At 59.5% G+C, this 2,098-nt stretch carries 1 protein-coding gene; it reads left to right on the top strand.

The annotated features are described in order from the left end of the window. Positions 1-307 precede the first annotated feature (307 nt). A complete protein-coding gene (locus JIN81_RS18715; RefSeq protein WP_200283596.1) occupies positions 308-1,888 on the top strand; it encodes a hypothetical protein in 1,581 nt (526 codons plus the stop codon). Positions 1,889-2,098: the final 210 nt, after the last annotated feature.

A 2,098-nucleotide genomic window follows, 5' to 3' on the forward strand; every position in this document is an offset into this window, starting at 1 on the left:
AAACCCTTTGATCCAACCCGCCATCTCCAGCATCAACCTCAACCCGAAATATCCCGAAAATCCCCCTTGATTCCATCACCGTAACTGACCCCTTTCGCTGTTTTGGACACTAGTGTGGACCGACCCCTTTCACTTTCAGGTGATTCATCTTTATCGAATTGATAATAAGCATCTTATGTCCTTAGCTTGACGCAGATGACAATCCCCCCCTCAAGATCCTCGACGTTCCCTGTTAACCGAGTGCCATTCCGGCTAGCAGTGAGCTTTCTGGTCACAGCACCCTTGGGAAACTCCAATGGGTAGTAGAATGAGCACTCACCGCCGAGCCCCGTCCATCCGATCGCAACTCGTCTGCATCGCGCTGGCTTGGCTGGCCGCGCTCGGAACCGCGCGCGCTCTGTCCTTGATCGCATGGACGGACGCAGACCGCATTGAGAAGGCGGACCGGATCGTCATCGGCACCGTCGAGGTGAGCGAGGATCAGTCCATCGTCACGGTAGAACGCGTGCTGAAGGGCGATGCAGAGCCGCTCAAGGTGCGCACGCGGTCGAAACCACGCTCCGGTGGAGCCCGATACGAGGCAATTCCGACCAAGGTCGTCTGGGTGGAGCGAAAGGACGACCACTCGATGAACCCGATCTCGGGGCTGTTCTACGTCGAGGAAGGATCGCCGCGATGGCTCCTCTACCATGCCTTGATCGATCCCGCACCGCTTGTCACCAACGAGACCTTTGATTCCGACCCGGTCGCTGCGCAGTTGCTCGGCTACCTCTTCGATCCGGTCAGGATCACGTCGCCGGACACATCCGTCTTCGAGAAAAAGGAACACATGACTCGACAGCTGCGGGAGCGGATCCCATGGAGTTTTGAAGGGGTGCTCGATCTCGATTGCCGACTCAGGAAGGGCTACTCCGATCGAATCGAAGTGGGATCGATGAGCCCGGATGGTGAAACAGAGCGTGGCATCCGCGATGAGATCGAATGGCTGGGGTCCTACGACAAACAGGTTCGCCTGCCCGACCGTTTCGCGCTGCGGATCGACACCAGAAAGGTCGAGTCCGTGGGATCGCTGAGCCACGCCGACGTCGCCGGTTTTCTCCACCGCCATCTCGACTTCATCGAGGATGAGGGATCGACGGAACCCGGCAGGCGACGCGACGACTTGATGACCGTGGCCTCGCTGAACGCGCTGCAGCGGATTAGGCATGCCGACTCCGTTCCGCGTGTCATCGAGATCGCCACCCGGGTGAACTTGAACTATTCGCGAATGCCCTTCGGCTTCCTTGAGGCCGCGAAGGACCCGCGGTCCTTCGAGCCGATGTGCCGGCTGCTTGAGAGATACGCTCCCGAGTATCCCGAGCGTTACTGGTTGAGCGATGGAGCGGCAGCTGTTCTAGGGCAGCTCGCCGACCCTGCCGCACTGCCCCATCTTGAGGAGGCGGTGCCCTACGGAGTGGAGCGGGCGTTCTACCCGCTATCAAGCATGGGAGACGAGGGAACAGTGGACGTCCTCGTGAACGATGCGAGTTCGGATGGATTCGAAGCCCGTGCGCATGGGGTGCTGTTCTGGCTGGTCAAGCGTTCGAATCTGGAGCCTGAGCCATGGATGGAGCCGAAGCGGACAGTACGCTCCGAGCAGAACCCCGAACTCCAAGCCAGATGGAAGGAGTGGTGGCGGGCCAACAAGGAGCGAATGAAGATCGTGCGCTCGTTCCGGGAGGCCAGCATCGGCTGGGAGCCATCCTGGCAAGCGGAGGTGATCAGGGAAAGGCGGCTCGATAGTTTCAATCGCCACTTGCGCACCCATTGGTGGAGGTACGCCGTGGGGATTCTCCTTACGGGCCTTGCCGCCCGCCAGTGGAAGAGGCGTCGGAAGGCTCGTGGCTGACCGAAGGAAAGACTCCGTGTCAGGGCACCCGAAAGCATTTTTCTCCTCGGTCGAAAAAGCACGAGAAAGCGGACGGCGCGAGGCTCCATCCGCCGAATCGTCGGCGGGGTCTTCAGTGGGGTCAGTTACGGTGATGGAATCAAGGGGGATTTTCGGGATATTTCGGGTTGAGGTTGATGCTGGAGATGGCGGGTTGGATCAAAGGGTTTT

Origin of the sequence: Haloferula rosea (assembly GCF_016595525.1) — a bacterium.
GTDB lineage: Bacteria > Verrucomicrobiota > Verrucomicrobiia > Verrucomicrobiales > Akkermansiaceae > Haloferula > Haloferula rosea.

What these genes read in the sequence shown, in the direction of transcription:
- JIN81_RS18715 (WP_200283596.1), top strand. Translation starts at nt 308, where the DNA reads ATGAGCACTCACCGCCGAGCCCCGTCCATCCGATCGCAACTCGTCTGC.